This window comes from Bacteroides sp. 2_2_4, from assembly GCF_000157055.1.
Taxonomy (GTDB): Bacteria; Bacteroidota; Bacteroidia; order Bacteroidales; family Bacteroidaceae; genus Bacteroides; species Bacteroides ovatus.
Genome location: NZ_EQ973360.1, coordinates 506,811 through 514,948 on the forward strand (window position 1 = coordinate 506,811; position 8,138 = coordinate 514,948).

8 protein-coding genes, 1 tRNA gene and 1 pseudogene are annotated in these 8,138 nt (G+C 42.3%); 1 reads left to right on the forward strand and 9 read right to left on the reverse strand.

Translation table 11 applies throughout. The features are described 5' to 3' along the window. The first annotated feature begins 55 nt into the window (after positions 1-55). A complete protein-coding gene (locus BSCG_RS12805; protein ID WP_008776182.1) occupies positions 56-1,717 on the forward strand; it encodes an IS1182-like element ISBf3 family transposase in 1,662 nt (553 codons plus the stop codon). A gap of 472 nt (positions 1,718-2,189) precedes the next feature. On the opposite strand, the gene BSCG_RS12800 is transcribed toward BSCG_RS12805, so the two are convergent. From BSCG_RS12800 to BSCG_RS12760, 9 genes and pseudogenes are all read right to left on the reverse strand, one after another. After that, positions 2,190-2,260 (reverse strand) — tRNA-Gln (locus BSCG_RS12800). A gap of 107 nt (positions 2,261-2,367) precedes the next feature. Next, complete coding sequence (gene tyrS / locus BSCG_RS12795; protein WP_004313698.1) at positions 2,368-3,660, reverse strand: tyrosine--tRNA ligase; 1,293 nt, start codon at positions 3,658-3,660, stop codon at positions 2,368-2,370. 86 nt (positions 3,661-3,746) lie between these two features. Then, positions 3,747-4,439 (reverse strand): TatD family hydrolase, encoded by a 693-nt coding sequence (locus tag BSCG_RS12790; protein ID WP_004313695.1) that lies wholly within the window; start codon positions 4,437-4,439, stop codon positions 3,747-3,749. A 24-nt stretch (positions 4,440-4,463) separates the two neighbouring features. Continuing rightward, positions 4,464-4,739 (reverse strand): membrane protein insertion efficiency factor YidD, encoded by a 276-nt coding sequence (gene yidD, locus BSCG_RS12785; RefSeq protein WP_008770482.1) that lies wholly within the window; start codon positions 4,737-4,739, stop codon positions 4,464-4,466. Beyond that, positions 4,736-5,125, reverse strand: coding sequence for a ribonuclease P protein component (rnpA, locus tag BSCG_RS12780; protein ID WP_004298908.1), 390 nt, complete (start codon positions 5,123-5,125; stop codon positions 4,736-4,738). Before rnpA ends, yidD begins: the two co-directional genes overlap by 4 nt. A 5-nt stretch (positions 5,126-5,130) precedes the next feature. Next, entirely contained in the window at positions 5,131-5,877 is a 747-nt protein-coding gene (locus BSCG_RS12775) for a uroporphyrinogen-III synthase (protein ID WP_004322581.1), read from the reverse strand. Positions 5,878-5,881: 4 nt separating this feature from the next. Beyond that, positions 5,882-6,715, reverse strand: a complete 834-nt coding sequence (locus BSCG_RS12770) for a DUF4271 domain-containing protein (protein WP_008776184.1) — start codon at positions 6,713-6,715, stop codon at positions 5,882-5,884. After that, complete coding sequence (locus BSCG_RS12765; RefSeq protein ID WP_004313693.1) at positions 6,712-7,299, reverse strand: TIGR00730 family Rossman fold protein; 588 nt, start codon at positions 7,297-7,299, stop codon at positions 6,712-6,714. Before BSCG_RS12765 ends, BSCG_RS12770 begins: the two co-directional genes overlap by 4 nt. A 79-nt stretch (positions 7,300-7,378) precedes the next feature. Then, positions 7,379-8,138: pseudogene (locus tag BSCG_RS12760) on the reverse strand (TonB-dependent receptor); the annotation flags it as partial.

Here is an 8,138-nt window from a genome sequence, read left to right on the forward strand (position 1 = left end):
CCGGGCTTTGTTATTACCCAAAGTTTTCGTATCTTTAGGTATAAAGTTTTTCGTTATGGCAAAGTTACATTTTCGTCCTTACATTCCCAACCAAACCGTTCTTTTTCCACAAAGAATTGATGAAAACATAGCTGCGACCGACCCGGTCCGCATCGTGAATTCTGTTATTGACAATCTCAATCTTGAGAGTTTCAAGAAGCTTTATAAGGAAACGGGCCGTTGTCCTTATCATCCTAAAATGATGCTTAAGGTGATAATCTACGCCTACATGAATAATATCTATTCTTGCCGTAAAATAGAGAAGCACCTCCTTCGTGACATTCATTATATTTGGCTTGCCGGTAATGAGCATCCGGATTTTATCACGATCAACCGTTTTCGTAACCGTGTAAAGGAGGAAATAAATAATGTATTTACCCAGTTGGTTCTTGTCCTTGCCGATAAAGGTTTCATCAGCCTTGATGTGGAGTATATCGACGGCACCAAGATTGAATCCAAAGCCAACAAATATACTTTTGTCTGGCGCAAGACAGTCGAACGGAACCGTACGAGACTAATAGATAAAATCCGTATTCTCTTGGAACAGGTGGATGGAGCCATTGCACAGGAGAACTCTATAAAAGACACATCCGTGGAGTTTACTCCCTGCAGGCTCTCTGACATAGTGGATGAACTTAAAGAAGCCCTGGAACGCCAGCCTGCAACAAAGGATAAGGAAGAAAAGAAAGCCCTGCGCAAAAAGAAGAAGCAGGTCATGGAACTTGAAGGGTATCGTGACAAGCTGATAGAATACGACAATCACCTTGATACCCTTGGAGAACGTAACTCCTATTCCAAGACCGATCCTGGTGCCACATTCATGCGCATGAAAGAAGATGCCATGAAGAACGGGCAGACCAAACCCGGATATAATCTGCAAATAGGTACTGAAAACCAATTCATCACAGACTTCCGTCTGTTTCCCAACCCTACCGATACACTGACCCTCATACCTTTTTTCCACTCTTTCCAGTACCGCTATAACCGTTTACCGAATATCTGTGTGGCAGACTCCGGTTACGGTTCGGAAGAAAATTACCGGTTCATGCAGGAGAATGGGATAGAAGCCTTCATCAAGTACAATTACTTCCATAAAGAACAGCGTCCTCGTTATACTCCCAACCCATTCCATGCCGAAAGTCTCCATTACAATGCCCAAGAGGATTATTACGTTTGTCCTATGGGACAGCACATGAACCGTATAGGAACCAAACGTGACAAGACAGCGAGCGGATACATCATCGAAAGTGCCCGGTATAAAGCAAAAAGATGCGAAGGTTGCCCTTTGCGTGGCAGTTGTTTTAAAGCTCGGGGGAACCGTATTATAGAAGTCAACCACCGATTAAATCAATACAAACGGCAGGCACGGGAAAGGTTGCTCTCAGAAGAAGGTATCAAGCATAGAGGCAGGAGGTGTATAGAACCAGAGGCTGTGTTTGGACAAATGAAATACAACATGGCATACAGAAGATTCCGGCATGTGGGAGAAGACAAGGTTACAATGGACTTTGCTTTCTTTGCTATAGCCTTTAATATCAAAAAAATGTGTGCTAAACTGATAAAAGAAGGAAAGGGGCTCATTACAGTTGCCAAATATATGTTTATGGGACTATTTATAACCCGATATAATTGGAATATAGCAACTTGTTGCCAAATGCATGAGGAAAAAGCAGCATAGCCAAAAGAAAATATAGCAGAACTGTAAAATATAAAAGAGGTTGTGCCAACGTTTTGACACAACCTCATTTTGTATATATAAATCCCAAACATTCTGATAATTCTCTGAAAATAGTTTCTAATAAACTCTGATACCGTTCTTAATAAACTCTCTCACTATTTATTAAAAACGGTATTCGGATTTATTATAGAAATGTAAATATATTGTTGCTAACAATATAGAAGTCTATTCAAAGATGAGTAAGGCAAACATCGAAACAGTCAATATTACATACAAATAAGCTATAACAAATTTCTTACATCCTAATAGAGAGATACTTCTTCAAGGCATCTTCCTCCGTTTTTGCAACCAAACTATAGAAATCATCATGTTGTTGTTCCGTATGTGAACGTTCTAATGACTTAAGAAGTGACTTTGCATCCACAAAAAAAGAAAAAGCCCCGAAAGATATCTCTTTCAGGGCTTTTCTTCGTTGGACTACCAAGATTCGAACTTGGACAAACAGAACCAAAACCTGTTGTGCTACCATTACACCATAGTCCAAACTTATGTGCTTTCTGTTAAAAAGCGGTGCAAAGATAGAGGTTTGCAAGCAAACCTCCAAATATTTCGTTCACTTTTTTATATTCTATCGAATGAATCGTGCATTATTACTTTGCAATCAGCAGATAATAGTTCTTTTTGCCGCGCTGAACAAGCAGATATTTCTCGTCGAGCAGGTCAGCAGTCGTAACTACCTGATCAAAGGCTGCCAGCTTCTCCTTATTCAGCGAAACGCCACCGCCCTGAACCAATTTACGCATTTCACCTTTCGACGCAAATACGGCCGCATTATCAACGAATAGATCAACAGCCTTTACTCCTTCTGCCAATACATCACGGGAAATCTCAAATTGAGGCACTCCTTCGAATACAGCAAGCAGCGTATCTTCATCCAGTTTGCGCAAAGCTTCCGAAGTCGCATTACCGAATAAAATGTTCGATGCGTCTACTGCTGCGTTATAATCATCTTCAGAGTGAACCATTACAGTCACTTCCTTAGCCAGACGTTTCTGGAGGAGACGCAAATGCGGAGCTTCCTGATGTTCGGCAATCAATGCTTCAATTTCTTCTTTCTCGATAGAAGTGAAGATTTTAATATAACGTTCGGCATCGGAGTCGCTTACATTCAGCCAGAATTGATAGAACTTGTAAGGTGAAGTATAGCGAGCGTCCAGCCAGATATTTCCGGATTCTGTCTTGCCAAACTTACCGCCGTCAGCTTTTGTAATCAGCGGGCAAGTCAATGCGAATACCTCCCCCCCATTGGTACGGCGAATCAATTCGGCACCGGTAGTGATGTTTCCCCATTGGTCGGAACCACCCATCTGAAGCTTACAACCTTTCGTTTCATACAAATGAAGGAAATCATATCCCTGAAGCAACTGATAAGTGAACTCGGTAAATGACAACCCATCACGCGCTTCACCATTCAGACGACGTTTCACAGAGTCTTTCGCCATCATATAGTTTACAGTGATGTGCTTACCTACTTCGCGAACAAAATCGAGGAAAGTGAAGTCTTTCATCCAGTCGTAATTGTTCACCAGCTCGGCACGGTTAGGTACATCCGACTCGAAGTCGAGGAACTTGGCAAGCTGATTCTTGATACATGCCTGATTGTGACGCAATGTCTCTTCGTCCAGCAGGTTACGTTCTGCCGATTTACCGGAAGGGTCACCAATCATACCTGTAGCGCCACCGATCAGTGCCAACGGCTTATGACCGCAGCGTTGGAAATGACGAAGGATCATCACTCCACAAAGGTGACCAATGTGTAGCGAATCGGCAGTCGGGTCGATACCCAAGTAGGCAGTCACCTGCTCTTTGCTTAACAACTCTTCTGTTCCCGGCATGATGTCCTGCAACATGCCACGCCATCTCAATTCTTCTACAAAATTCATCGTATTACTCTTTAATTATTTGGTTTTTATTGTATTTCAATTCCATGTGCGACAAAAGTACGACTCTTTCTCGGAAGATACAACTCTTACGCCTTAAAAAAGACATTTTGGATATTCCGGCGAATCACCTCACACAACGCTTCCACTTCTACCCCACGCACCCTGGCTGCCTGACACAGGATATCTTCAATATCAAGCAAGCTGTCATCCGTTTCCAAAAATAGGCGTTCATCGGGGACTATCTGCATCGTTTCATCGGGATAATATTCCCCAAAAGAAAGATAAAACCCTTTCTTCAACAACTGTACCGCCTGCTCCGGTTTTCCACGAAAGCCATGCCATATCCAAGGTTGTTGGGGGCGAGATTCTTTTTTCACACCCAGCAGTTCTTCCATTGCTTTCACGCAGTGAATAATCAACGGCAAACCGAGCTTTTCCGACAACTTTACCTGTTCCTTAAACACCGCTAACTGAAGCTCCATCGGAGCTTTTGCCAATTTATCCAGCCCCGCCTCTCCTACAGCTACAAACTGCTTTCTCTGTAGCTGCTGTTGAAGAAAGCTCAATTGCTGACTGACATTACTCTCTCTCACCTCCCAAGGATGAATACCAATAGAATAATAAGATCCTCTACCCACAGCCACTTCCACATTCTCTGCCAGAGGCATATACAATGGAGAGTCTGCCAATAACGGATAATTGATGATGGATTTTCCTTGGGTATCAACTTCCTGTTTATGAGTATGGATATCTAAAATATCAGTCACATTCTTTTTCATTTTCTATTTCTCGTTTCAGTTGTCTCAAGGCACGGGATCATAACCGGAACCACCCCAGGGATGGCATCGCAGAATACGCCGCACAGCAAGATAAAGCCCCTTTATAGGACCATGTTTCTTAATTGCTTCGAGCGCATACGCTGAACAAGTAGGCGTGAACCGACAAGAGGGAGGAGTAAGGGGTGAAATACAAATCCGGTAAAAATAGATGGGAGCAAGCAGGAAGAAGGAAAATACCTTTCTCAAAATTCCCGTAACGAATACCCACGCGGTAGATATCCGGGAGTTATGAGGTTTCATGAGAATAGTTTTTCGGAGATGCGCGCAAGCGCTATTTTCATTTTCTCTTCCAGCTCGGCAGTAGCAACAAGCTCGTCCGACAGATAGATAAAGGCAACGGCTAACCGTTGCTCCCGGCGTTGCAGTTCATCCACCAGAAGAGACTTGTTCTTCCGGTAGGCTTCACGTATCTGGCGTTTCACCCGGTTGCGTTTCACCGCCCGTTTAAAACGACGTTTCGATACACTGATTAATATGGAAGCAGGAGCCTCGCCCTGCTCGACAGGCATATATACAACGCGTATCGGAAAGATGGAAAACGATTTAGAAACACCGCCTTCAAACATCTTTCCGATCAAAATTTTACTATTCAGCCTTTCGGCTTTACACAAAGTATATATACCCACTCTGTTTATTTATTGTTTTCCTTGATAAACATGTCAAGTGCGGCAGTCATTGACGGAGCCTGCACCGTAGGAGCCTCAAGGTCCAGACGGAGACCTGCGTCACGTACAGCCTGTGCGGTAGTAGATCCGAACGTTCCGATCTTAATCTCTTTCTGATTAAAATCCGGGAAGTTCTTCTTCAAAGAAGTCACTCCGGCAGGGCTGAAGAACACTAACATATCATAATCAAACTCTTCGTCCGGTGTAAAGTCGTTGCTCACCGTGCGATACATCACAGCTTCCGTATGCTGAATGTTGTTCTTGTCGAGCAGGTTTTTCACATCGTCATTATGTACGTCTGACATCGGAACGAGATACTTCTCCGTTTTATGCTTCACGATGGAAGGAATCAGGTCTTCAATCTTTCCAGTAGCTCCAAAGAAGATCTTACGCTTACGATATTGCACATATTTTTGAATATACAATGCAACAGCTTCCGTCACACAGAAATACTTCATAGTTTCGGGAATTGTCACGCGCAATTCAGTACACAAAGTGAAAAAATGGTCAATAGCATGGCGCGAAGTGAATATTACGGCAGTGTGGTCGAGAATCGAAATTTTCTGTTGCCGAAATTCTTTCGCCGAAAGACTTTCAACCTTAATAAAGGGCCGGAAATCTATTTTAACGCCATACTTTTCAGCTATGTCGTAATAGGGAGATTTCTCTGACGCAGGCTTAGGCTGCGACACTAGTACTTTTTTAATTTTCAACGTCCTAAAATTTTATTAGCAAAATATTGTTCATTTGAATCATACCCTGATACAGTAAAAGACAAGGTACTATTTCAAGAGCGCAAAAGTACAAAATTAATAGGAAAAGCCCGCTAAATTGATGAAAAAAAAGCTTTATCCACTTATAAAACATCAATATTTTAGTGAAAATTAAAATAATAGACCCAATTATAACCAAATTCGTTAGACTCAAATCAAAATAAACCAGGAAAAGAACGAACGGAAAAAGGGCAAATCCGACATAATATATGAGCGCAGAATACGATTCCAGCCATATATTTGTCTTATTTTTATCAAAAAACGTCCACCACAGAAACATATAAAGCAACCATTTTAGTAAGAAATAAGCGAGGCAAAAACCAACGTAAATACCCAGCAAAAGGAGGGAGGATACATGGTCCATCAGAGCAGGACATGTATCATGAAAATAATTGAGAAATGTGATGCCCGACAAGACACAGGTCTGCAATACAAGCACAAGGAGATAACGCACATCAGCCGCCGTAGAGCTATCAAAAATACTCGTCCGTTCGCGATGTAACACAAAGTCTTTCACCTGTTGGGAGAGAAATTTCTTTCCGCGTGCCAAGGCAATAGAGGAAAGAAAGAAGCAAGCCAGTAATGTCAGTGCGATAGCATCGTCCGTACGGGGAGAGTAGGAGATAGGGGTTCCTTCAAAGCCAGAATCAACCTCTTGTACAGCATGAAGATCGGCCAACTGCAGGCTATCACTGTCTGCCTTTGCCGGACTAATCTGTTTCTGCTGGAGAAGAGACAAGGTATCCGTGTTCTGGGAACTTAGTGTATCACCTATCATATCGCTGCAAATTTACGAATGGAAATATCCCATACAGGAGTCTCATAAAGCAGCTGAACTGCTTCTTCCGGTGTCTGCGCCACTTTCCATATATCACCGTGTTGGCGTCGCATAAAGTTTTCATCGATTGCTTTTTCAAGCATTTCGAGCAATGGATCGAAAAATCTGTTTGTATTGAGAATTATAATCGGATTGAGATACAACCCCAATTGTTTCCAAGTGATAATTTCCAGCAATTCTTCAAGGGTACCGCATCCACCCGGCAAAGCGATGATACCATCACTCAAATTGGCCATCTTCTGTTTGCGTTCGTGCATGGATTCTACCTCGATCAGCTCTGTCAGTCCAGTATGATGCCAGTTTTGTTCCACCATGAAGCGGGGAATCACTCCGGTCACTTCACCGCCATTTTTCAACACAGCATCTGCCACAGAGCACATCAGGCCGATACTTCCAGCTCCGTTTATCAAACGGATATGGTGTTCGGCAAACAGACGGCCGAGAGTCTCGGCTGCTTGAAAGTAAACAGCATCTATCTTGGTACTGGAAGCGCTATATACGCATACGGAATTTATCTGGTTCATCACTCTTTACGGGGTTTATGGTTGTAACGAGTGCAAAAGTACAAAAAAACATAGAATAACAGACTATAGTTCAAACTAACTAAAATGTAAATTGATAAGAGATAGATGGCAGTGCACCATACAAATACATTTTATGCATGCCAATATCAGAGAAATCATAGTCATCTCTACTCGTATAGATAGTAAACACATTTTTTCTGTTATATACATTCATCACAGAAAGAATCAATCGACCTCTTTTGCCAGTTTTACAAGTCATGGATAAATTCAATTCATGAAAGGCAGGAGCACGATAACCATTTCTTGTAGAATAGATATAGAAAGCTGTACCGTTCACCCGGTAATGAGCAATAGGCAATGTCAGATTCATCCCTGAATTGTACGAGAAGGTAGCTGCAAAAGCACACCTCCGCTTACGTCCGGCCTCATAATTCAGAAATATCTTCAAGCTATGTGGACGATCATAGACAGGCGGATATTCCTTATCTCCAAGAGTAGCAATATAATTCCGGGCACGTGAAAAGGTATAGCTAATCCATCCGGTTAGCCGCCCACTGTTTTTAGATATATAAAATTCCGCTCCATAGGCCTTTGAGTAACCAGTAGTCAACTGTGTTTCTATCTGATTATTCAAAAAGATATTCGCATTATCTACAAAATCAACGATATGGTTGGTCTTTCTATAATAAGTCTCCAGAGAGAGAGTATACATTCCTTTCGCCAGGCTTCTCTCATATCCCAAAGCCACTTGCTTCATCACTGCAGGTTTCAGTTGTCCATTAGCAGGTATCCACATATCAGAAGGAATACCCACAGAGGAATTAGACAACATATGTAGG